A 23,064-nucleotide genomic window follows, 5' to 3' on the forward strand; every position below is an offset into this window, starting at 1 on the left:
GATGAGATAGTCGCTTGCAATCAACGAACGATTCACAAAACCCTGACTCTACAGATTCTCTACTTTGGCTAAAATGCCGCTTCTGACTCCTGACTCCTGATCTTCCTACTGTTCTGCGCCTTCAATCGGGGCAAAGCCCTGACGCTGCACGTTTTCACTGATATGTCGTGGCTCCAGGAATTGCAGCAGGTAATCGGGACCTCCGGCCTTAGAACCGACGCCAGAGAGCTTGAAGCCTCCAAATGGGTGGCGAGCCACAATTGCTCCCGTGATATGCCGGTTGACATAGAGGTTGCCCACCTCAAAGTCGGCTTGGGCACGGTCGATGTGGGAGGGAGTGCGGGAATAGAGGCCGCCGGTGAGGGCGAAGTTGGTGCTGTTGGCGAACTCTAGCGCTTGGTCAAAGTTGCTGGCTTTAATCACCGCAAGTACTGGGCCAAAGATTTCCTCTTGGGCAATTCTGGCGGTGGCGGCCACATCGGTAAAAATGACCGGACCGACAAAGTAGCCCGATTCGGGAGCCGGTAGTTCTAGGGCAACGGTAGATTCGGTTTTACCAATCTCGATGTACTCGCGAATTCGCTGCTGCGCATTAGCGTCGATTACCGGACCGACCTGCGTACTTGGTTGTTCAGCAGCACCAATATTGAGGGAGCGGGTAGCTTCAATCAAGCGATTCACAAAGGTTTCGTAGATTGGTTCCAGCACAATCACTCGAGAACAGGCCGAACATTTCTGACCGCTATAGCCAAAGGCCGAATAGACCACGCCCTGCACTGCTTGATCGAGGTCGGCACTTTCATCCACGATGATGGCATTCTTGCCGCCCATTTCTGCAATCACCCGCTTCAAATGTTTTTGGCCGGGTTGCAGTTCTGCCGCTTCTCGGTAAATCCGACAGCCCACTTCCTGGGATCCGGTAAACGTGATCATATGAACTTCGGGATGGCGCACCATGTGGGAACCCACCGTTGAACCTTTACCGGGAACATACTGAAATACGCCCTTGGGAATGCCTGCTGCGACTAAAATTTCTGCCAGTTTAGCCGCGATCACCGACGACACCTCAGCCGGTTTGAGCAGGGTGCAGTTGCCCGTCACTAGCGATGCCACCGTCATACCTGTAGGAATCGCCAGCGGGAAATTCCAAGGAGAAATAATCAGCGATATGCCGCGAGGCTGGTAATGGTAGCGGTTGGTTTCACCCACCACATCGTAATTCACGCCCTGTTCCAGGCGCTCCATTTCGTCCGCGTAGTAGCGGCAAAAGTCGATGGCCTCGGAGACTTCTGGATCGGCTTGACCCAACGGTTTGCCGGTTTCTAGCACCATCCAGGCGCACAGTTCAGCCCGACGCTCTTCCATCAAATCAGCAGCGCGACGCAGAATGTTGGCCCGTTCCTTGACCGGCGTTTTCTTCCAGGCCGGGAATGCAGCTTTGGCAGCCTGAATCGCTTGCTCGGCCTGTTCGATGCTCAACAGCCCCACCTGACCAATTACTTCGGTTGGATTGGAGGGATTGAGTGAATCAACGTGGTCTAGGGTATTAATGTACTCACCATTCACTAAAGGTAGGTAAGTTTTGCCCAACTGCTGCCGCACAGTCTGGATTGCCGCTAGTCCCCGGTCACGCTTTTCGGCAATCGCAAAATCGGTGTCGGAAGCGTTTGTGAAGTTTTGAGTTTTAAGTTTTGAGTTTTGAGTTGAGGGTCGGGTCGGATTAGGCGGTTTAGGGTCGGTTAGTTCGGTGCTTTCGGGAGGGGCGAGGAGTTCTTCGATTGGGCGTTCTTCTAGGTTTTGCCGCAGGAAGGAGGTGTTAGCGGTGTTTTCGAGCAGGCGGCGAATCAGGTAGGCCATGCCGGGAATCAGTTCGCCGTAGGGACAGTAGACGCGCACCCGGAAGCCTTGATCGACTAGGGCTTTAGCAAGCTTGTCAGCCATGCCATAGAGGACTTGCAGCTCGATGCGGCGGCGCGGAATGTTCAGGTCGCGGGCAATGGCGATAGCGTGGGCTTGGGAGCGGACATTATGGCTGCCAATTGCGGCATAGAGATACTCGTGGTTCTCCAGCAGCAGGCGCGTCATCCGCTCGAAGTTGGCATCGGTGGAGACTTTGTGGGCGAAAACCGGCACATCCCAGTGATGCTGATTGGCTTTGATCGTTTCCTGATCCCAATAAGCGCCTTTGACCAGACGCACCGTCAGCGGAGTGCCGCGCTGTTTGGCCCATTCGATCAGGTCTTTTAAATCATTGTAGGAATCGCGTAGATAGGCCTGTAGTGTTACGCCCAGGTCGGTGCGATGGCGGAACTCTTCTTCTAGAAGTAGCTTCTTCAAAATCGTCAGTGTCAGATCTTTGTAGGAATATTGCTCCATATCGAAGTGAACAGCGGCTCCCAATTCCTGAGCGCGGCGCAGCAAGCGGCGAATTCGTTCGCTGACTCGTTCTTCGCTGCCTTTGGCGTCAAGGGGATCGAACTGGGAGTAGAAGGCGGTCAGCTTCACCGAAACCTGTACCTTGGGCAACGGTTCACCATCGGCCTGATCGATCAAATCGACCGTAGACCAGCGTTGCGATGCTTCTGTGAGCTGCTGCATCAAATCCAGATACCGCTCCAGATACAGCTTGGCTTCTGCTTCAGTCACTACGGCTTCACCAAGTAGATCCACCGTATAGGTCATTTTTTGTTTGCGCAACTGTTCAATGGTTTTGATTACCTGTTGAATGTTGTCGCCCGCAATATATTTGTGCGCTAATGTTTCGACAGCTCCCGAAACCGTTGTTGCGGCCAATTGACCGGGCATCGAATCGGGATTGGCGAAGTTGAGCATTCCCTTTAGGGCACCGGGCAATTCGACCGTTTCATCACTCAGATATTCCTGCATATGGCGAGCAATTTCAGCTTTGCTGCGCAGGGCTGGCAAACAGTCAATAAAGCGAAACATTTGTACCCGCAGGCCAGGGTTGCTCATCGTCCAACCCAGCAGCTTGTCGTCCCACCGCATTTGGTCGCGCATTTGGCTAAAGAAATTGCGATTTTCTCGTGTAGCACTCAGCAGTTGGCGGGCAATCGCCTGGGTTTGGGCTTCGTAACGGGTATCAGAAATTCGTTGAGATTGTACAACCACAGTAAATAACCCTCTCAGTTAGAGTAGGCAGGATGCAGCAGAATGGAGGGGAGTGACTACAATCCTGCTTCTTCTATTGTCGAGGCTCGAGGCAGGGTTGACATCCCCAGGTTGGTGGGTAAATCCTGACAAAACTCCTAGCCACCACTGATCTTGGCTTTATAGCCAGCTTGCAGCAGAATTTGCAGAATTTTTTGCTTGTGATCGCCCTGGATCTCGATGCTATCGTCCTTGACGGTGCCCCCGGTGCCGCACTGGGTTTTGAGCTGTTTTAGTAACGTGTTCAAGGTTTCGGGTTTGGTTTGGAAGCCGGTAATCACGGTGACGGTTTTGCCTTTGCGACCGGCGCGAGTTGTCTGCACCCTGACATTCTGCTGATTGGGCGGCAAGTCCGGCGTAGCGCGCTCTAACGCTTCGGGCGCTTCAGACGAACCGAATTCAGAATAGACAACGCGGGGTCGGTCGGTGGGGTGATTGTTTTTGTTAGACATGGGCTGGAAAGTTTTACTGCTCCACTTGTGAACTCAAACCTCAAACCTTAAAACTCAAAACCCAAAACTTTATAATGAAGAAATTATTCTCTTAATTCTAGGTCAGCCCGTGACACCGATTTCTTCTCCCAGCCAATCCAGCACCGACACTGCTCAACGCCCCGATGCCCTGGGCCGGTATGGTCAATTTGGCGGCAAGTATGTACCCGAAACGCTAATGCCCGCCTTAACAGAGCTGGAAGCGGCGTTTTACCAGTACCGCAACGATGCTACATTTCAGCAAGAGCTAAACGGACTGCTGCGCGATTATGTGGGCCGCGCCACGCCGCTGTATTTTGCCGAACGGCTGACTCAACACTACGCCAAACCTGACGGTACGGGTGCCCAAATCTACCTGAAGCGGGAAGATCTGAACCATACGGGTGCCCACAAGATTAACAACGCCCTTGGTCAAGTGCTGCTGGCAAAACGGATGGGCAAACAGCGGATTATTGCCGAAACGGGAGCGGGCCAGCATGGAGTAGCCACGGCAACCGTCTGCGCTCGGTTTGGCTTGCAGTGCATCATCTACATGGGGGTGCACGACATGGAGCGGCAGGCGTTGAATGTGTTTCGGATGCGGCTGATGGGAGCCGAAGTGCGTCCGGTGGAAGCGGGCACAGGCACACTCAAAGATGCCACCTCAGAAGCGATCCGTGATTGGGTTACCAATGTGGAAACCACGCACTACATTCTTGGATCGGTGGCGGGTCCCCATCCCTATCCGATGATTGTGCGCGACTTTCAGGCTGTAATTGGCCAGGAAACGCGGGCGCAGTGTTTGGAGAAGTGGGGTGGTTTGCCGGATATTCTGCTGGCCTGTGTAGGCGGCGGTTCTAACGCAATGGGTTTGTTTCACGAGTTTGTCGAGGAACCCAGCGTCCGGTTGATTGGGATTGAGGCCGGCGGTGAAGGGATCGATTCAGCAAAACATGCCGCTACCCTGACGCGCGGTCGGGTGGGCGTGTTGCACGGTGCCATGAGCTACCTGCTGCAAGACGAAGACGGCCAGGTGATCGAACCCTACTCGATTAGCGCCGGCCTAGATTATCCCGGTGTTGGTCCCGAACACAGCTACCTGAAAGAGACTGGTCGGGCCGAATACTACAGCATCACCGATCAGCAGGCACTTGTCGGGTTGCAGTTGCTCTCGCGCCTAGAAGGTATCATTCCTGCCTTAGAGACAGCCCATGCTATCGCCTATCTCGACATCCTTTGTCCTCAACTGAGCGGCAGTCCCAAAATTGTGATCAACTGCTCTGGCCGAGGCGATAAGGATGTGCAGTCGGTGATTAAGGTGTTGGAGTTGGAGGGTTGAGCGGGGAAGACAGGAGTCAGGCCTCAACTACTACTCGTCCCACAGGCGCAGCTACGCAGGTGAGAATGTATCCGGCCTCTTCTTCTTCTCGATCTAAGCCGTCTGGCTCCGACTCGTACTTTACCACTCCTTCCAGCTTGCGCTTTTTGCAGGCTCCGCAAACTCCCTGGCGACAGTTACTGCGAATTTTGATCCCTGCCTGTTCAGCTAGATCCAAAATCGATTCGGCACTTTCGTCTGTCACTTCCTGGTTGGACTGAGCGAAGAAGACGGCTGGCTTTGTGGAAGGTGAGGGAGGTGAGGGAGGTGAGGAAGATAGAGAAGGGGGCGGCTCGTGAGCCTCGCCGAACGAGGAAGATGGGGGCGGCGAGGCGGGTTTGGCTTTTTTGGGGGAGCCGAAGCTTTCTTCGTGGTATCGGGACATGGGAAAGTGGAGGCTTTCGAGCAGGGTTTTGACATTCTGCATAAAGCCATTGGGGCCGCAGACGTAAACGGTACGGTCTTGAAAGTCGGGGGCGATGCTGTGCAGCATGGTGTCGGTGAGTCTGCCGCTGAAGCCAAACCAGGGTTGACCAGGTTCGGAGCGGGTGATAGAAATGACCGGACGAAAGTTGGGCAGGCGAGCGGCCATCAGTTCCAGCTCTTGGCGGAAAATAATGTCGCGGGGTGTGCGAGCACAGTGGAAAAAGATGACATCTGTGTCAGCTCCGGTGTCGGCAATCCAGCGAGACATAGACATCATTGGTGTGATGCCGCTGCCGGCAGAGATTAGGAGTAGTTTTTTAGCTGGGTTAGGATAGCAGGTGAACTTGCCTAGCGGTCCGCTAAGCTTGATGCGGCTACCCACTTTGAGCTGGTCGTGCAGCCAGTTAGAAACTAGACCAGGCGGTGCATCGGGCGCATCTGGTGAACTGGCAACTCGCTTGATGGTAATTTCTAAGGTATGAGGACGAGAAGGGCTAGATGAAATCGAATAGGAACGCAGTACGGATTCACCGTTGATTTCTAGATCTAAAGTAACGAACTGGCCGGGTTGATAGTGGAATAATACTGGTGGATCGGCAACAAAAGTAAAGGTTTTCACATCAGCGGTTTCGTCTGTTACGCGGATGCAGCGAACCGTCAAATCGCCCTTAGCCCAGATTGGCCGCTCGCCGCTCAGTTTTCGCCAAATCGAAGCTTCGCCTGAAGCTGCTGTGATTTCGATTGCTTCTACCATCAGCACAAAGTCACCAATGCGAATCAAATCGTCTACTTTGAGGGGATAGCTTTGATGTACCTGCACTGCCTGATTGTTGATCCGCGATCCGTTTGCGCTGCCCAAATCGCTGTAGCAATAGTCTCCCTGCTGAAACTTGATTTGACCATGCACACGGCTAACATCTGCACCATCGAGAACTAGGTCACAGCTTGCCGCTCGTCCAATCAAAACCTCGCTCTGCTGCCTGTTTGGATCAAGTACGGTTTCTTGAAACTCGCCCGTTTGATGATTAAATAACTTTAGCTTTAACATATTGACTTATTGCTCCTCTCCAGTTGTTGCTTCGTTGCTGCTATCTTCAAATGGTTTGACTACCGTTGTATTTTCGCTGTTGGGATTTGGTTGGCGATTAGCAGGATTCTTGGGTTCAGCAGCGGGTTGCCGAGAAATCTTCACGTCGGCAGATCGATATACAGTAGCTTCTAAGTTTTGTGCTTCTGCTGTTTTAGCTTTCGTTCCAATCTCTGTTCTATTTGCATCAGTAGGGGAATAGTTAGAAAGATTCTGAGCATCAGCAGAACGATAGAGAGTGGCTTCCATCGCTTGAGTTTGCCACCGCTGCTGAGTAAATAGATGGGGTTCTTCTAGCTGGAGTGTCTGGAGTACAGCCCAGTGACTTTCCTCATCAATGCCCAGATTTTGCCGCATTGGTTGAAACGCTTTCAGGCTTTTAGCGGGTATGACGCTTTTCTGTTCAAAGGCTTCTCGCAAAATGCCGCGATACACCTGTAAGCGATTGGCTTGAGTGAAGCCGGGCAGCACTTTTGCCAAAGCGTACAGCTCATCGGGGTTCAAATCGTCTAGTGAACGTCCTTCGAGGGCCTGATACAGGTCGATGTTTAATTTGTGCAATTGCCGTTTCAGCAAATTGGCGTCCCGTTCCCGGTTATATTTTTGGGCACTGCGGTACCAGGTTTTTGCCAGCCACAGACTGCTTACTACAATCGCAATCCAACTTAAGAGCTGCTGACAAAACAGAGGAAGATAACCCAGCGTTGGCCGAACTCCCAAAAAGAACAAAAGATTGAATGCCATGAATGTGGAAATGGCAAATAGCCGGCTTTGGACCTGATCCAAACTGAGAGGATAGCCCAATCGTTTATTGGTACGTCTTGCTTTCAGTTCTACCCATAGCCCAATCATGTAGGTCATGCCGGTGGAGAGGGTGAGGGTCAGCGGTACGGCCAATAGTTTGGGAATCGGAATTGCACGACCGGCAATAAAAAATCCCGGCTGCATCAGGGTGGCAAGCTGATCTGTTTCGTTCCACACGCCTGCCGATAGGAGCCGCCAATTGCCGGAGTACAAGCCAAAGTAAAGGTAGAAGCCAATCACTAACCCCACATAGCCGTAGTAGAGCAATTTGCGATCGGCTTGGCGGATTGTATCCCAGTAGGCGGCTTCAGCATCGATATCAATACAGCCGGTCTTGCAGGCGACGCAGGCGCTTTTCTCCTGGCCGTTCTGATCTACCGTGCGGCACATCGATTGAGTAATGGTTTTGGGTGGTGCGGTATGGGCAGCGCTTCCCAACAGGCCACTTGGTTCGCTATAGATCATCTGCACCGGAGCCATGGGGCAAAAGTAATTGCACCAGGTTTTGCCATCGTAGAGAAAGCCAATCGTAATGGCAGAAACAATCGTGAATATTAGGAAGATGCCGAGCAGCCAGCGATCTGAATTGACCAGCAGCAGGCGCAAATTTAAGCCGATAAATAGCAATCCCATCTGCAAATAAAGCGCGTTTCGTCCCAGCCAAGAGGTTTCGCTGATTGTTCGTTTGCGCTGCCAACCCAAACCACGCGCCAGTTGGGCCATAAACGAGAGGGGACAAATGCGTCGCCATGCTTCATGACCAAAAATTAGCAGCATCAGTACCGCCAGTGGCAGTACCATGCCCCAAAAAATGCGTGCTCCCATTGGATAGGGATCGAGTGGACGGCATTCACCCTGAAATTGAAAGCAATCTTGGGACGCGGCAAACACTTGACCTGGCGCTGTAAGCTGAGCTGAGAATGGATCAACGAATAGTGACGCAATCAGCAGCAGCCAACCTAGGGTCAGGCTCCATCGCGTCAAGTGAATGAATTTTTCGGGGATACGGGCAAACATGGGGCTGAAGTCTCCGAAATGAGTGGATGAGTGGATGAGTGGATGGGTGGTCGCGTGCTTTTGCAGGGCAGTTAAGTAGAGGAGTAATTGTAGAGCGATGTTTAGTTTGAAGCGCTCTGGTATGTAAGGTACAGGGAATTCCTCAAGTTGCCAGCCTGAAAAAATCAGAAAAGGTCTGACGTTCTGTTTTAAAAACTTTGAAGAGCCAGACAGATTGCTCAACTCAAGCTCAATAAAACAATGAACGTGGCCAGGATTAACCTAGAATGCTATTTTTCTGCTTTGCCAATATCAGATGAAAGCCCAACAAACCGCTGAGGAGTTACCCCCTCACCCCCTCACCCCCTCATCCCTACACCCCTACACCCCTACATCCACAAGTACTTCAGGCAATCACACCCTATTTTCAGGTCAGTTAAAACGTAACACCTGACTTTTTCAGACTTTTTCAGGCTGGCAAAAGCTTTGGTTCCGCGTAGTCTAGTAAGCGTGGCGGACAGGAAAACGATTTTGCTTCTGATTTTCCAGTCTACTGAAACCACTCGGTGCATTGCTTACCTACGGAACCAGATTCAGTCAATGGATTCAACCAATGATGATTGAGCAGAAATTTACGAATAAACTGCGTTCGCTCTGAAAGTTTCAATTGTGCAAGTTTTGATCGGGTTCGATAGTAGCTACAAACGCTTTGTAGCTTAACTCCATCGCTATCGTTCAGGAGCGTTCAACGACACAGAAATTGCTATGTCTGATTGATGTAGCAGTAGTCCAACCGACATAAAGTCAACAAACTAAGCAAAGTCAACTAAACAGTCAACTAAACAATCAACCAAACAGGAGATTTCATAATGGTTAAGAGATTCAGAACGCTGTTTAACAATCCCGAAATTGAGAAAGTAATTGATAGCAACCGCGCCACTGAATGGGACGGAACTTCGGGTAGCGATGTTTTCATCGGTAAGGGTGGAAACGATGTCTGCGATGGTGGCAAAGGAGCCGACGGCATCGATGCTGGAAAAGGCGATGACACGATCGAAGGCGGCGCAGGCGACGATCAGCTTTATGGTGGCGCAGGCGACGACGATATCTCAGGCGGTGCTGGTAAAGACAAAATTTACGGAGACGCAGGCGATGATACGCTCAACGGCAACTCTGGCAACGATCTAATTTCCGGTGGTGAAGGCAATGATACGGCTGATGGCGGCTCCGGTAAAGATCAGGTGTTTGGAGACGCAGGTGATGATAATATTAGCGGTGGCTCCGGCAATGATACATTAGATGGTGGCTCTGGCAATGACTTTGTCTCAGGTAATACAGGCGATGATCGCATGATTGGTGGAGCGGGTGATGATACGCTTGACTGGGATGACGGTGACGGCAACGATGTTATGAGCGGTAACGAAGGCCGAGATATTATCGAAGTCGATGGAGCAGTAACCGCTGGAGATAATTTTGTGTTAGGCAAAGCACCCGACGGACGAGCCTTCTTTGAACGAGTTGGTTTAGATAATCAGCCAGTTGGTAAATTTAATTTACTAGTTGATACGGCAGAGGTCTTCGATGTCAGTGGGGATGGCGGCAACGATACCTTTGTGATTAATGACCTGTCGGGGACAGGCGTCGAGTTGATCCAGTTTGATGGTGGCGAAGGTAACGATAGCATTGATGCTAGAGCTAGCAGCACCCGCATCGAAGCAATTGGCGGCGACGGAGACGATGTTCTGACGGGAGGAACTGGTACATTTACATCGATCAACCCCAACACTAATCAGCCTGTCACCTTGGGTGATTCCCTCACGGGCGGCGGTGGTGCCGATAAGTTCCAGTTCTTCACCGATCCGTTCGCCAATGGCAATCCGGCCCAGAACCTGAACCAGCCTGACGTGATTACGGACTATGAACAGGGCGTAGACCAAGTTGTGTTCAGCAAGCAGTTCTACGGCGATCTCAAGTTTACCCAGGGTAAAGCCAGCGAGCTGTTAGGAGACGCTAACCTGATTGTGCTCACGGGTGAGACCTTCGCCAATGCAGGACTAGCCGCTGCTGCTATTGCTGCCAATGACAACATCACTGCTGGCAAGGGTGTGTTTGTTTACTACAACAGTACCCTCAATATTAGCCGAGCTGTATACTCTTCCGACTTAGGTAAAGGCGGACCGTTCAGCGTGCAGGCCAATTACGCCAACCTAAACAGTGTGAAGTTCCAAGATACGTTCTCGGCAGCAGACTTCGCTGTGGCTTAATCAGATTGCTGAAGCAGGTCTTCGATGAATCTCATTGACAAGACCTGCTTTGACCTACCGCACGCACACAGCTTGACAATTCCCCTAATCAATATTCAACTTGCATGTAGGGGGAGAACCAGTTACTGAGAGGTTTTAGCGATGAAGCAACAGCCCCCGGATCCCAAATCGCGTTCTAAGCATCGAGCTCAAAGCGAAACAACAATTATTGCCTTTAGACAGCTTGCTTTTTTCCGTCATGCCGCCATAACACTGGCTCTACTCACCGGTGGGTTCATTTTAGGCAGTCTGTTTGGTTCCTCGTATTCCACTTTGCTACAGCGGGAGGCAGCCAACCTACAGCCCCAACAGACCGATCCAACCCAGACCGCGGCTCCAACTGCCCCAACCGGCTCCCCAGCTTGCAGTATCAGCCTCCCCACTACACCTAGCTCCACTAAAACCGTAACAAAACAAGCCGTAATCGCTGAGGTCTCCCCTGCGGGCTGTGCAGCGCCGGACTGGCAGCAAACCAAAGTCCAGGTTTTATCGGGACGGTTCGGAGCCGCTTGGTGGGTAGATATGTCTCCTGATGGGACGCTCTTGGCCTCGGTCAGCGGTAATACCGTCGAAGTGCGAGACACGCAGACTAAAGAAACCCTGTACGTGCTGAAAGGTCATAAAGATGTAATTCACGCCATTGCCATCAGTCCCGATGGTCAAACCCTAGCAACCGGCAGTGCTGATAAAACCATCAAGCTTTGGGATCTGGAAACAGGAACGCTAATTCGTACCTTAGTTGGACATGTGGGTGTATTATGGTCGGTTGCCTTTACGCCCGATAGCCAAACCCTAGCCAGCGGCGGCGGCGATAGCACGATTCGCTTGTGGGATTTAGAAACAGGTCGGTTGATGCGAACTCTTTCGGGCCACCGCGATCGGTTGTTTCCGGTAGAATTTAGCCCGGATGGAAAAATCTTAGCGAGTGGCAGTAAAGACAAAACCATTAAGCTATGGGATTGGCAAACTGGCCGAGAATTGCAAACCTTTACCGGCCACACCGATACGGTCAGGACTCTCGTTTTCAGTCCCGATGGCACCCGAATTGCCAGTGCGGGCTGGGATGGCGCTGTTAAACTTTGGGACTTGCAAACCGGTCAAGAACTCAACTCCTTTAACGGCGATATTAACCATGTGGTTTCGGTTGCCTTTAGTCCCGATGGCAAAACCCTTGCCAGCGGCGGCACCGATAATACGGTCAAGCTTTGGGATTTAGACAAGCAAGCCCTAGCCGCCACGCTTTCAGGACATTTAGACTGGGTGCTGGCTGTCACCTTTAGCCCTGATGGGAACAGCTTAGTTAGCGGCAGTCGCGATGGTACGGTCGCCATTTGGCAAAAATCACCTAAAAACAACTTGGCAACGGCAATGGCAACGCATAGCCGCAATTGATGGTCCTTAGCTTTTTGACCGTAATTGACACCATAATCGACACCATAATCGGCAACAATGGAGCAGCCCCATGAGTCAGCATTCATCTCATTCCTGGATTGGTCGTTCGATTGGCGATCAGGAGCGGTATCGTCTGGAGCAGTGGCTTGGTGGTGGAGGTATGGGTGATGTATTTCTAGCCACTGACACTCGCTTAGGAAAGCCGGTAGCGCTGAAATTATTGAAAGATACATTAGCTATCGATCAAGATATCGACTTAAAGCAGCGATTTGAACGGGAATGCGCAATCTGCGCCGCCCTTAAAAGTGTTCATATTGTTCAAGTGAGTGACTATGGGGTGACAACTGAAGGTTTTCCGTTCTATGTCATGGAGTATTTGCAAGGGCAAACATTAGGTCAGCTACTCACTAATCAATCGCAACTGTCGATTGCTCAAACCTGCAATATTATCACGCAGGTTTGTGAAGGATTAGAGTTGGCACACTCTGGGGTCGTAATTTGGAATCGCGAAACCAATTCCAGCGAGCGGATTAAAGTTGTTCACCGCGACCTCAAACCTGACAACATCCTGCTGGTTCCAACCGTTTTAGGCGAACTAGCTAAAATCATTGACTTTGGTATTGCCAAGATCCATTCCCTCCAAACCGAGTACACCACTCACACAACCGTATTTTTAGGAACCTGCCACTATGCTGCACCAGAGCAATTTAATATCTATGCTGAAGTAGACGAACGCACCGATATTTACAGCCTGGGTATTATCCTCTACGAAATGCTAGCCGGCACCGATCCCTTTGGCCTGGACTTTAAAAACAATCGAGTCACCAACAATGCCTGGCTGGCTGCCCATGCCGAAAAAACACCCCGCCCCCTCCGTTCCCAGCCCCACTGTAGCCACATCCCTCCTGCCCTGGAAGCCGTAGTTAGCCGCTGTTTAGAAAAATCCCCCGCCGATCGCTTGGCCTCAGTCACAGCTCTAAAAGCCGCCCTACTAGCCGCCCAAAATTCATCCGCTAGCGCAGATACTCCAGCAAATTCTGTCCCAGCAAATCTTGTCCCAGCAAACCCTGTCCCAGTGAACCCTGCCCCAGCAACCACCAGTGTACATTCCCCCTCTCCCCTCCCCCCCCTCTCTCCCCCCCTTCCCCCCTCTCCGCTCTCTCGCAAACTCCCTTGGCTCGTCGGTAGCGCCGCAGCAATTCTAGTGGCTAGCGTTTATGCTGTGCCCCTGATACGACCAGGAGGACAGAATTCCGTCAGCAACAATCCCAACCTTTCAAGCATCACGCCCAGCGCCATTCCGGCTAGCGCCGAGTCTACTTCAGCCGATCCCTTTGCCCTGACTGAAACATTATCGGGATCTGCCCCTGTACGATCGGTCGTGCTCAGCCCAGATGGCAAAACCCTAATCAGCGCTGGAGAAGAACGCGATAGTTTACAGCAACGCTATCCGATTAAAGTCTGGGACATCGCCAACCAACGGGTATCGCAGACCCTGGATGGCCACACTGACGTGATTCAGTCTCTTAGTCTCAGCAACGATGGGCAGTTGCTTGCTAGCGGTGGACGGGATGATCAAATTCATCTATGGAATCTGGCAACGGGTGAATTGAGTAAAACCTTATCGGGTCATACGGCTCCCATCTGGTCAGTGGCGCTCAGTGCAGACCAGCAGACCCTCGTCAGCGGCAGTGAGGATAGGACCATCCGCATCTGGAATCTAAAGACCAATCAGAGCCGGGTCCTCTCCGAGCATATCGATACGGTTTATTCGGTGGCACTGAGTCCAGATGGTCGCACGATCGCTAGCGCCAGTGCCGATAAAACAATCCGGCTATGGGATGCCAAAACCGGCGAACTGCTGCGCACCTTGGGCGAACCGGGCGGGCATCGTGATGTGGTTAGTGCGGTGGCCTTTAGTCCAGATGGTCAAATGCTGGTGAGCGCAGGTTGGGATGGATTTGTCAAGCTTTGGAATGCTTCAACTGGACAGTTGCTACAAACCTTTGAAGGCCATACTGACCGCGTGGTTACAGTAGCCTTTATTGATCCACAAATGATTGCTAGTGCTGGCTTCGACCGCACGGTCAAAATTTGGTCTACCGCAGGTGGCCAGCCCACCCAGACCATCTCGGCCCACAGCGATCAGGTGCTGGCCTTGGCTAGCGTTGCCAAGCGTCCTCTGAACGGCGCGGGACACGAACAGACTCTTGCCAGCAGCAGCAGCGATACTACCATCAAGATCTGGCGCTGATAAGATCTGGCGCTGATGCGGCTGATAAGATCTGGCGCTGATGCGATTGTTCTCATTCGGTGATTTTAATTCAAACAATCACCTGTGCTTTCTTGGTCAAGCACATAGCAATCCCTTTTTCGTAGTAGGCGGCTTCATTGATAAACACTGGATAAACCACTGATGTGCCGCTATAGCTTATGGTTTCTCCTTCAAACGTTAAAAACATTGCATCACCTGGATGAAGCGCTTCATAATCGTTAAATTGAAGCTGCGGATGAATCATAGCCTGAATCTCTCCATACTCATTTCTGGGATAGTCGATCGCCTCTAGGTAACGGTATAGCGTCAGCGAACGGTCCAGAAGCGTAACTTCGTTGCGGTTGTACTGTTCTAGATAATCCAAAATAATATGAATCAGAGTCTCAGTTTTCTGAAACAAATCTGCATTTAGAACATTTTGGGCAACCGGCCCTATCTCAAGGCAAAATCCAAACCTAGCGATCGATCGCAGCGCATCCTGCTTTCGCCCAGAGCAACTCGTACTGTAAATTTTGACCGATGAATGGATCTGCTGAAGGTAGGTGGCTAGCTGTAGCGTGAATACGTTTTCTTCATCGATAATCAGCGTCAAACCCGAATTGCTAGTCGTACTGTGCATATCTAGAATCACATCTACGGGAGCACTGCTGTCAGAACCGAGCACCTGACTTATTTCTTTCGCTCGTCGATCCTCATAGCTAGTTAAGGTTTGATTTTGGAGGCGATCGCGCTCGAAGCTTCGATTTAAATCTCGATCGATGTAGCGCAGTCCAGCAGCAACGGCTTGAGGATTTGCTAAAAGCACCTGAGTAGAAAAGCTGGAGCGCCGCACATAATCGGGACACAATTCAAATTTTTTGATCAACTGTACCCCGGTCCTTTCATTTCCGTGGGTTCCTCCTACAATTGCGACTCGCTTGACTGTACTCATATAAACAGACGGGCTACTTGCCAGCGGATTGACGGCTTCAGTAATTATCAAACCACAACCCAGCATTGTACAATCATCATAATCATCAAAAGAATATGACTAATTTGTCATGTTCCCCTTTCGCCAAAGTTTTTCAGGCAGTTGTCCTCATCCAAACTGGGATGACCTAGACTTTCGACACCTCAAATTTGCAGTCGCGGTAGCTGAGCAGCAAAGCTTTGTCAAAGCAGCGGATCACCTGCAAATCGATCAGGGATTTTTGAGTAGGCAGATTCGACTGCTAGAAAAAAGATTGGGATTTGAGTTGTTTGATCGCAGGCGACGGAGTCCACTCACCCTAACAGAGGCTGGAAAAGTCTTTATTAAAGAAGCCTGTTTCATTCTTGCTCACACTCAACACGCAATTGAATCAGCCAACAAATCAATCGAGGCAAAAAAGGTCGTCTGACAATTGGCATCAATACCTCGATCGCCAATAGCAGGCTCCCTGACATCCTAAGAGTGTTTCATGAGCGATATCCAGATGTGACGTGACCATACCTCATGCTGCATAACTTGCTCTCGGTGGTGCAGGTGGCCCGCGAACAGCTTGTCCAAGGGGTTGATTAGCAAAACTGGTTAGGAAAAATTGAATTTCAGCCGAAATCGCAGTTCACCTTTTGAGAAATGCACTAGAATGTGTGGTCATTTGTCGAGTACAGGCACAAAACCTATGAACAAAGGCGAATTAGTCGATGCCGTTGCCGCCAAGGCACAAGTAACCAAAAAAGAAGCAGATGCAGTTCTCACTGCTACGATCGAAGCGATTATGGAAGCCGTTGCTGCTGGAGACAAGGTGACGCTGGTTGGATTTGGCAGCTTCGAACCGAGAGAACGGGCCGCCAGAGAAGGGCGCAATCCCCAAACAGGCAAAAAGATCAAAATCGAGGCCACTACGGTTCCGGCATTTTCGGCGGGCAAGCAATTCAAAGAGCTGGTAGGCAGTTAGGCCAGTTAGAGGTTGAATCAAACGCTTTGGTGATTGCTGAGGCCACTATTCAGCAAGCTTGTTTGTCATTCCGAAAACCAAACACATCCAAATACCGGCTCTCGTTGGCGTAGTCTCTCTGTCAGTAGAGAGCAGCATTCGCCCAGGGATGGCCGGTTTTTTAGTGTCTAATTTATTCAGAGCACAATAGGCTCCCTGGAGTCCCACTGGGCAGAACAGAATAGGCTCACTTAGGATCACTTTAATGAAATGCGGCTACCACAAGAATTTTAGCTGACTGCATTCCCTGGGTTATTTGCAGTTAAGAGCAAGCTACTGTACCTAAATTATCCTAGAATCAACCGAAGCATTTTCATAAAACAGAGACATCCACTCAGATGAGGTGTCTCAATCATGAATGCTACCGTGAACGTAGATACACAAAAATTCTTTAACGACTTTGCAACGACGTTTGATTTATCAGAAGTGGAGATGCGGTTGCAGCAGCAGGGTTGGCAACCGGCCCAGGTGATACAGGCGATCCAGCGGTGCCAGCAATTTCTAGCGCTGAGTCTGGCCTATCCACACCTGTCGATGGTACCCGATCGGCAAACCGATGCGGTAATTCATATGTTGGATGAAATGACGCCGCACCAGGATCTCTTGCAAATTGGTGAGGTGCAGTTCGTTCATTCTCCGGGCTTGGGCACCAGAGGTGTAGAAGACCGTCAGCAGTGGCAATTCAAATTTCAGCGCACTCGTCGCCTGTATGCGGCCCACTTTGGTCCGAGCACGAACCCCACGACCAACCCTCAGATGTCTCTCCAGGCAGCTTGTTGCTATATCATCGACGTTAAATCCTCGGATTCGATTGCAGTCGGCTATGATGATGACCTCATCGCCATGTGTGAATTAATGGCATCAGAGCCATCCAGCAAAACGGCCTTGGCTGCTGGCTGTGAGATTTTCCCAGCTAGCTGTGAAATTCTGGAACTGCGGCTTTAGGATGCCAGCAGGGTCTGGAGGAGGTTCTGGGATTCTTCCGCCTCTGGCAGCATTCCGAGCGCCTCAAAGCTGTGTTGAGCTTCAGTGGCCCATCGTATCGCCTCGCTGTAGTTGGCTTGAGACCGAGCCAGTTTCGCCAACGAATGTTGATAGTAGGCAATGCGAGTCCGGTCTTGATTGGCTTCAGCGACTTGGAGTCCTTCGACTAGAAGCGTTTGAGCGACCTCTAGATTACCTTGCTCAATCGCAATATCTGCAATCCAGTTCTCAATCATGAACACAACGCGCACCCAGTTTAGCTCGCGAGCGGTGCGGAGGGCGGCTTCAAACAGCTGCTTGGACTGATCATAGTCGCCTGTTTTAAACCAAATTTCTCCCTGGTAATACTGGATTTGTAGCACTTGCCGTTGATGATCGGGTTCGCTCAGCCCAGCCTGCTCTACTAGTAGGCTCGCTTGCTCCAGCCAGGTTTGTGCGTCCTCAAACCGCTGTTGCTGGACATACAGCACCGCAATGATTTTGGCTAGATTGGCCTGAAATGCCCGATCTTGATGCTGGCGCAGATGCCACACCTGAGTCAGTAGGTCCTCGGCCTCCGAGAGCTGAGCCGGTTTACCCAGGCCAATCAAAGTCCAGGCTCGATCTACCATCATTTGAGCCACGACCGACCAATCACCGCGTTGCTCTGCGGCCTGAATCAGCCAAGCTGTCCAGATCAGCCGATCAGTCCAGCAGTCTAACCGGCTAATGTGACGTCCGCGAAGCTGGGTGTAGGTTTTCAGATTTTGCCAAAGTTGGAGACAATCCTCGTAGCGCTCAGCTTCGATACAGCATTCCATCACAGCCTGAAGATTCTGCCACTCGGCTTCTAGTTCTACAAACGTTGAGCCTTGCCAATCGCTCGGATCCTGCTGAGCGTAAGTTTCAGAATGCTGGAGGTAGTAGGTAATCCACCGTTCGCGGGCCTGTTGGGCAAAGTCAGGATTCACCTTTAGTTCCGCCAGGGCATATTCGCGGGTCAGGGGCAACATGCTGTAGCGGTCATGCTCTTGCCGCACCAGAGACAGCCCCCGCAGCTTGGCCAAATCGGGTTCTGCTTGGTCTGCCTCCAGTTCAGGAACAGCCACCTGCACTAGCGCCTCCTGGAGGGCCGGTGCAGGAAAGAGAGCCAGGGCCAGCAAGAGTCGATAGGCGGGTTGATGCTTCAGCGGCTGCACAGAACTCTCAAAACAAAAGCGGGCCACATCTCCATCGGATTGGCCGATTTTTTGCACAATCTCGCGTAATGGCGTCCCATTCGCCAATTGACCCACGGCATAGCTGATGGCTACCGGAATCCCGCCGGTTGCTTGGTAGAGTTGCATTTGGTCGGTGAGACTGAGAGAAACGCCTTTGGTCTGGGCCTCGTGTTGGATGAGGGACAACCCATCGGACTCTGGCATCGAAGTGAGCCGGACTGGCACAAAAATAATTTGTTCACGAGTTGTGATCACGGCCTTCACTGTGGGCGGGAGTTCGTACAGGAACGCCAGAACCTCTTGCTGATCCTTGACGGTTTCTAAATTATCGACTATGAGCAATGTGCGGTAGCGGGCCAGGGTCATGCGGATCAGGTCGAGCTGCTCGGCAAAGGCAACGCCGGCTAGATCCAATTCTTCGATCACATAGGTAATTTGGCGAAAAATATCGTTAAGCGTGCGGCGGGGTGCCAGGCTTTTGAGCAAGCCAAAGGGCATGAGGCGAAACTCTTTGGCCGAGGTGAAGATAATCGCATCAAAGGTAGGCACCGTGGAGGCCGATGCATCACTACAGCTAGCCTGCAAGCATCGATAGGCTGCTTCCACTACCAAAGTTGTTTTACCGACGCCGCCAATTCCATCCACGCTGATGATCGGAGCTGCATGCTGCGGAGAGAGCAGCTCCAGGAGCCGCGCCAACTCTTCTTCTCGACCAATGAAGGCCGTGCAGCTAGAAGCCGGCAAGTTATGGGGAATTTGTCGGGTTGAAGGAGGAGCAGCGGTAGGTGCAGGAGCGGCTGCAGGAGTTCCTGGGAGCAGCGGTTGGCTGCCCGGATGAATGCTTTGTCTAGAGATTTTATAGGCTTTTTCCAGCACTAGCCGAACGGTGTTGAGGCGAACTTCTTGCCCAAACACCTCAGAGAGTAGCTTCCAGAGCTTAGGACAAAATACCCGCTGCACCGTTGTTTCCGAATAGCCATGCACCTGGATATCGAGCAGCCTCGGCCTATCGATCAAAACCTGTTCCAAAATCCGCTCTTGAACATCATTGAGGGGTTTAGCGGTTTTAGCCAGGACTTGCTGATTAGCAAATCTGATTAATTCGGCAGAATCTACTGTGTTCATCGGCTTGCGCTAGCGATAATTTTATCAAGTCAACAGGACTCATCACGGGGCAGGACTCATCACGGGGCAGGACTGATCACAGGGACAGTCCACTAAAGGGCAGCTCCATTGAGCCGATTTGGACCTTGACATCCAAGCTTTAATCAAGCCTACCGACCTGACTTAACGTGAGCCTACCCCAGTTTTCTACTGCCCTTCAAGTTATGCATAAGTCTGATGAGAAAACTGTATATGTTGAAGATGTTGAACTCAAGGACTGACGATGGTGAACAGATAGCTGATGGTTTGGACCCAAAATGAGTTGATTTCAACGGTTTGTTCAGGTACGCTCTGAGCAATATTTAGCTTTTCATGCCTCAATATGTACTGAACATGCATAGCTTGAGCACGGAGTACTCGATTTGAAGATTAGGCGTTGGGAGTGAGGATTGAGGTTCGCCATTGGGTGAGGGTTGGGATAGAGGCTGCTATAGCAATGGTATAGTTTTAGACATTGAAACGATGTAAATATGCAGAATTGGCAATGACTTCAAACAGCAATAACCGTCATGAGTACACCTGAACCGATCAGATCGGAATGGTCTCCAACCGAGCTACTCCGTTGGTGCGAACGGTCTACGCCTAGCCAGATCGTTCCTCACCTTGGTTAGCAGATGCATGGGGTTAACAGACGAGTCTATTGGCTGAGGCAATTTGAACCAACCACTTGAAACAGCTCAATTTAGTTGAATTAGTGTGTTTCTGCACTGGAGAACATGAAATGAAAGTCTTTTGTACCAATCCAACGCTAACTTATTCGTTTGGCCATTTAATTGATATCAAACATCATGAGAACGAAATTCCAGATGAGGTTATACAGAGAGGTCAGTTTCAGGAGTTTCGTTGTAGATACTGTCAGATGCCGCTGGTCTTGAACGAGCGCTATATTCCAATCCAATCGCTGGGAGCTGGTGGCTTTGGTCTGACTTTTCTGGCTACAGATTATAGACGCGGTGAAGACCGGGTGATTAAGCGGCTGATCGCCAGAGATGGGCTAGGAACAGAGACTAAAGAGAAAATCAGGGCGTTGTTTGTCCAGGAAGCTGAGATTTTAGAAGACTTGCGGCATGATCAGATTCCGCGCCTTTGGGATCACTTTGAGGTGCCACTTCCCAATGAAGATGGTGATGAAACCTTAGCCTACTATTTGGTGCAGGAATTTATCGACGGCCGGGATTTACAAAAGGAGCTGCAAGAGTTACATCGCCAAGGAAAGAAGGGATTTTCCGAAGTGGAAATTATCAAGTTACTCCAACAGATTCTAGATGTCCTGAAATATATTCACAAGCCTCGATTGCACCGATCTCGATCAGATGGTCAGCGGCGAACGCTGATTCATCGAGATATCAAGCCTTCTAATATTATGCGAGGAGTAGACGGCGATTTTTATTTGATTGATTTCGGTAGCGTTAAACAAGTTGTGCAGTTGGGTGTACCGGCAGATCAAACGATAGCGGTCGATCAACTACTTCCAGAGCAACCTTCAACCCTCACGTCAGTAGGTACAGAAGCATATTGCCCCTATCTCCAGCTGCATCCACGACCGGGTGATCGGCCTGAACCCTGGTGGGATTTGTATGCTTTAGCCACTACCTGCGTCAAACTGCTTACAGGCGAGAATCCGAGAGGGTTAGGAGTGCCCGACAGCACCCGCTGGCAAAAGCTTGCTCAAGTCGATCTGCGTCTTGCTAAAATCTTGAACCGAATGATGGGAATTGGCATGGAGCCTGGTCAGCGATACCAGGACGCTGCTGAAGTGCTCCAGGATCTGGACGCATTGGCTGGAAAGCCACCCACGTCAAGCTTCAATCCACGGCTAGCTGCGCTAATTGGTGGTTCCGTGATGGCTGGTGCTTTGTTGCTGCTTGGGGGGATGCGTTTAAGTAACTGTAATTATTCTGTTGGTTGCTTGTTTCGCAGTTCTATTTCCGATTCTGATCCAAACGACATCCCAAAGGAAATAGCGTCTAAACTGTTGCCAGCAGAGAATTTGATCAGCGCCGGTGAAAAGCAAATTGCCGGTAGCCAACCTCTGAGCAATGAATATGAAACCCTTAAACAGCAAGGTATAGAACAATTGAGGCAGGAAAACTACAGGGCAGCACAGGAGTCGTTTAGCCAAATTCGCAAACTGGCTCGTGAAAGACGCGATGCCCTGCTTAACCAAACTACTGCCCCAGAATATCGGGCGGCTGTTGCTGCACTACAAGACCCGCAGGTGATGATCTATGGCAACAACGCCACAGCCAGACTCCGGCATCAGCAAGGCCAACCGATCTACACCATTGCCGTTGCGCTTCCCGTCAGCGACAAGGAGGGCAAGGACTTTCCGGTTGGCAAACAAATGCTGTTTGGGGTGGCCCAAGCTCAAAAAAAAGCAGTGGAAGACGAAATCAATCTAGAGATGGTGATTGCTAACGACCGTAACGTTCCAGCCCAAGCTGAAGTAGTCGCCAAAGCATTGACTAATTGGCAGATTGGCGAAGGCGAGCGACGAATTCTAGCAGTTGTCGGCCACTACACCAGTCCAGTTACCTGCACCGCACTGCCATCCTATTCCGCAGCCGATGTGGTTGTGATTTCTCCCACCAGTACATTGACTAACTTGCGCCAAGATTGCCAAGACAGTCAGCAAGTGTTCTTTCGCACAAGCTCATCCAGCGAGGTAGAAGCCGATACGTTTGTCCGCTACATTGCGGAAAAAAGCCAGATTGCCGATCCCAAAGTGGCCATTTTCTATAATCCCAATGAAGGCTTTAGTCGAGATTTGACTGAGCAATTTGAGCGCTTGTTTCAAGGTAAAGGCGCAATTGTGCAAAAAATTGACTTATCTGATCAGAATTTCAACCTAGATCAAGCCCTATCTGATGCCAGTAGCGCCAATATTTTTGCTGTATTCCCTGACGGTAAAACCGAAAATCGCGGCTCGTTTGATCGCGCGCTAGAAGTTCTGAAAACCGCAGATGATGGGCGCTTAATTGTGGGATCTAATACGCTCTATCAAAATGAAGTGCTGGGATCGATCAAGAACCGCAGGAGCTTGGCGGGCAAATTCTTGCTGGCTGTTGATTGGCATCCCCAGTGCAGTGCAGAGGCGTTTACCACTGCCTATCAATCTGAGTGGATTGGAGGAGTAAATCGCTTAACGGCCCTGTCCTATGAAGCTGTTCAAGTACTAGCGGCGGCGTTTCAGGAAGGTGTATCTTCATCCCCAGCTCTGAAAAGCAGATTGAGAACCATTAGTATCCAGAGTGATGTATTTACTCGCAAACAGCTCAGTTTTGACGCTGATGGCAATCGCCGAGACATTACGAATCGCGTTCTAGCCACCCCTGCATCGGACATGAATCGCTTTGTGCTGTTAGACGGAGAAACTTGTCCATAGTACAGTTCTTGCTTATTTCTATGCGAGTCTTTCTATATTCGCTTTTTCGTGTTCTCAGTCTTTCTAAAATTCAGT

At 50.8% G+C, this 23,064-nt stretch carries 15 protein-coding genes; 9 read left to right on the forward strand and 6 right to left on the reverse strand.

Annotated features, from left to right (window positions below):
- Positions 1-105: 105 nt before the first annotated feature.
- The gene (gene pruA / locus HJG54_RS26905) at positions 106-3,129 is read right to left on the reverse strand and encodes an L-glutamate gamma-semialdehyde dehydrogenase (protein ID WP_316432288.1); all 3,024 of its coding nucleotides are present in this window, start codon (positions 3,127-3,129) and stop codon (positions 106-108) included.
- 137 nt (positions 3,130-3,266) lie between these two features.
- Positions 3,267-3,620, reverse strand: a complete 354-nt coding sequence (locus tag HJG54_RS26910) for a translation initiation factor (RefSeq protein ID WP_316432289.1) — start codon at positions 3,618-3,620, stop codon at positions 3,267-3,269.
- 109 nt (positions 3,621-3,729) lie between these two features.
- On the opposite strand from HJG54_RS26910, the gene trpB reads away from it, so the two are divergent.
- Positions 3,730-4,977 carry a tryptophan synthase subunit beta gene (gene trpB / locus HJG54_RS26915; protein WP_051924926.1) on the forward strand — a complete coding sequence of 416 codons (1,248 nt, stop codon included), beginning with the start codon at positions 3,730-3,732 and terminating at the stop codon, positions 4,975-4,977.
- A 16-nt stretch (positions 4,978-4,993) separates the two neighbouring features.
- Here the strand turns inward: trpB and HJG54_RS26920 are convergent, their stop codons facing one another.
- The gene (locus tag HJG54_RS26920) at positions 4,994-6,490 is read right to left on the reverse strand and encodes an FHA domain-containing protein (protein WP_316432290.1); all 1,497 of its coding nucleotides are present in this window, start codon (positions 6,488-6,490) and stop codon (positions 4,994-4,996) included.
- A gap of 6 nt (positions 6,491-6,496) precedes the next feature.
- Positions 6,497-8,350, reverse strand: a complete 1,854-nt coding sequence (locus HJG54_RS26925) for a hypothetical protein (RefSeq protein ID WP_316432291.1) — start codon at positions 8,348-8,350, stop codon at positions 6,497-6,499.
- Positions 8,351-9,198: 848 nt separating this feature from the next.
- Between HJG54_RS26925 and HJG54_RS26930 the strand changes: the two genes are divergently transcribed.
- The 3 genes from HJG54_RS26930 to HJG54_RS26940 all read left to right on the forward strand — a co-directional run bounded on the left by HJG54_RS26930 (position 9,199) and on the right by HJG54_RS26940 (position 14,278).
- Positions 9,199-10,593: a calcium-binding protein gene (locus tag HJG54_RS26930; protein WP_316432292.1), complete on the forward strand. Its 1,395-nt coding sequence runs from the start codon at positions 9,199-9,201 to the stop codon at positions 10,591-10,593.
- A 141-nt stretch (positions 10,594-10,734) separates the two neighbouring features.
- The gene (locus HJG54_RS26935; protein ID WP_316432293.1) at positions 10,735-12,024 is read left to right on the forward strand and encodes a WD40 repeat domain-containing protein; all 1,290 of its coding nucleotides are present in this window, start codon (positions 10,735-10,737) and stop codon (positions 12,022-12,024) included.
- Positions 12,025-12,094: 70 nt separating this feature from the next.
- Positions 12,095-14,278, forward strand: coding sequence for a WD40 repeat domain-containing serine/threonine protein kinase (locus HJG54_RS26940; RefSeq protein ID WP_316432297.1), 2,184 nt, complete (start codon positions 12,095-12,097; stop codon positions 14,276-14,278).
- A 70-nt stretch (positions 14,279-14,348) separates the two neighbouring features.
- Here HJG54_RS26940 and HJG54_RS26945 read toward each other — a convergent pair whose 3' ends face one another.
- Positions 14,349-15,230 (reverse strand): aspartoacylase, encoded by an 882-nt coding sequence (locus HJG54_RS26945; RefSeq protein ID WP_316432298.1) that lies wholly within the window; start codon positions 15,228-15,230, stop codon positions 14,349-14,351.
- A 109-nt stretch (positions 15,231-15,339) separates the two neighbouring features.
- On the opposite strand from HJG54_RS26945, the gene HJG54_RS35590 reads away from it, so the two are divergent.
- The 4 genes from HJG54_RS35590 (at position 15,340) to HJG54_RS26955 (ending at position 17,202) form a co-directional block, all read left to right on the forward strand.
- Positions 15,340-15,678, forward strand: coding sequence for a LysR family transcriptional regulator (locus HJG54_RS35590; RefSeq protein WP_420717298.1), 339 nt, complete (start codon positions 15,340-15,342; stop codon positions 15,676-15,678).
- The gene (locus tag HJG54_RS35595) at positions 15,651-15,764 is read left to right on the forward strand and encodes a LysR substrate-binding domain-containing protein (RefSeq protein ID WP_420717402.1); all 114 of its coding nucleotides are present in this window, start codon (positions 15,651-15,653) and stop codon (positions 15,762-15,764) included. Before HJG54_RS35590 ends, HJG54_RS35595 begins: the two co-directional genes overlap by 28 nt.
- Positions 15,765-15,942: 178 nt before the next feature.
- Positions 15,943-16,218, forward strand: a complete 276-nt coding sequence (locus HJG54_RS26950) for an HU family DNA-binding protein (RefSeq protein WP_035998909.1) — start codon at positions 15,943-15,945, stop codon at positions 16,216-16,218.
- A gap of 393 nt (positions 16,219-16,611) precedes the next feature.
- Positions 16,612-17,202 carry a hypothetical protein gene (locus tag HJG54_RS26955; protein ID WP_316432299.1) on the forward strand — a complete coding sequence of 197 codons (591 nt, stop codon included), beginning with the start codon at positions 16,612-16,614 and terminating at the stop codon, positions 17,200-17,202.
- Here HJG54_RS26955 and HJG54_RS26960 read toward each other — a convergent pair.
- Positions 17,199-19,565, reverse strand: coding sequence for a tetratricopeptide repeat protein (locus HJG54_RS26960; protein WP_316432301.1), 2,367 nt, complete (start codon positions 19,563-19,565; stop codon positions 17,199-17,201). The two genes, HJG54_RS26955 and HJG54_RS26960, sit on opposite strands and share 4 nt — an antisense overlap.
- 760 nt (positions 19,566-20,325) lie before the next feature.
- Between HJG54_RS26960 and HJG54_RS26965 the strand changes: the two genes are divergently transcribed.
- Positions 20,326-22,989, forward strand: a complete 2,664-nt coding sequence (locus HJG54_RS26965; protein WP_316432302.1) for a bifunctional serine/threonine-protein kinase/ABC transporter substrate-binding protein — start codon at positions 20,326-20,328, stop codon at positions 22,987-22,989.
- Positions 22,990-23,064: the final 75 nt, after the last annotated feature.

It is taken from the genome of Leptolyngbya sp. NK1-12 (assembly GCF_032598965.1).
Classification (GTDB): domain Bacteria; phylum Cyanobacteriota; class Cyanobacteriia; order Elainellales; family Elainellaceae; genus Elainella.

Coding starts and splice junctions, on each gene's coding strand:
- HJG54_RS26910 (WP_316432289.1), bottom strand. CDS start 3,620: ATGTCTAACAAAAACAATCACCCCACCGACCGACCCCGCGTTGTCTAT.
- HJG54_RS26920 (WP_316432290.1), bottom strand. CDS start 6,490: ATGTTAAAGCTAAAGTTATTTAATCATCAAACGGGCGAGTTTCAAGAA.
- HJG54_RS26925 (WP_316432291.1), bottom strand. CDS start 8,350: ATGTTTGCCCGTATCCCCGAAAAATTCATTCACTTGACGCGATGGAGC.
- HJG54_RS26930 (WP_316432292.1), top strand. CDS start 9,199: ATGGTTAAGAGATTCAGAACGCTGTTTAACAATCCCGAAATTGAGAAA.
- HJG54_RS26935 (WP_316432293.1), top strand. CDS start 10,735: ATGAAGCAACAGCCCCCGGATCCCAAATCGCGTTCTAAGCATCGAGCT.
- HJG54_RS26940 (WP_316432297.1), top strand. CDS start 12,095: ATGAGTCAGCATTCATCTCATTCCTGGATTGGTCGTTCGATTGGCGAT.
- HJG54_RS26945 (WP_316432298.1), bottom strand. CDS start 15,230: ATGAGTACAGTCAAGCGAGTCGCAATTGTAGGAGGAACCCACGGAAAT.
- HJG54_RS35590 (WP_420717298.1), top strand. CDS start 15,340: ATGTTCCCCTTTCGCCAAAGTTTTTCAGGCAGTTGTCCTCATCCAAAC.
- HJG54_RS26950 (WP_035998909.1), top strand. CDS start 15,943: ATGAACAAAGGCGAATTAGTCGATGCCGTTGCCGCCAAGGCACAAGTA.
- HJG54_RS26955 (WP_316432299.1), top strand. CDS start 16,612: ATGAATGCTACCGTGAACGTAGATACACAAAAATTCTTTAACGACTTT.
- HJG54_RS26960 (WP_316432301.1), bottom strand. CDS start 19,565: ATGAACACAGTAGATTCTGCCGAATTAATCAGATTTGCTAATCAGCAA.
- HJG54_RS26965 (WP_316432302.1), top strand. CDS start 20,326: ATGAAAGTCTTTTGTACCAATCCAACGCTAACTTATTCGTTTGGCCAT.